This is a genomic window from Mycolicibacter kumamotonensis, assembly GCF_002086285.1.
Lineage (GTDB): Bacteria > Actinomycetota > Actinomycetes > Mycobacteriales > Mycobacteriaceae > Mycobacterium > Mycobacterium kumamotonense.
On the sequence record NZ_MVHU01000120.1, the window covers coordinates 1 to 350 of the forward strand.

1 protein-coding gene is annotated in these 350 nt (G+C 85.1%); it reads right to left on the bottom strand.

Going from position 1 to position 350, the window contains the following annotated elements; translation table 11 throughout:
- Nucleotides 1–350 (bottom strand): hypothetical protein (locus BST28_RS25400; protein WP_207570205.1); only part of this gene is annotated, 350 nt, incomplete at both ends.

Here is a 350-nt window from a genome sequence, read left to right on the forward strand (position 1 = left end):
CCCGCGCCGCCGTGCCCACCATTGCCGCCGAGCGCGCCGCCGGCCCCACCGGTGCCGCCCGCGCCGCCGGTGCCGCCGGTGCCCCCGGCTCCGCCCACGCCCTGCTGGCCCGCCGCGCCGTGGGTGGCGGTGCCGCCCGCGCCGCCGGTGCCGCCGGTGCCGCCCGTGCCACCGCGGCCGCCGTCACCGCCGTTGCCGCCGACTCCGCCGGCAACACCGTTGGCCGCTCCGTCGGTCCCGTTGCCGCCGGTCCCACCGGTTCCGCCGATGCCGCCCGCGCCGCCGTGCCCACCATTGCCGCCGAGCGCGCCGCCGGCCCCACCGGTGCCGCCCGCGCCGCCGGTGCCGCC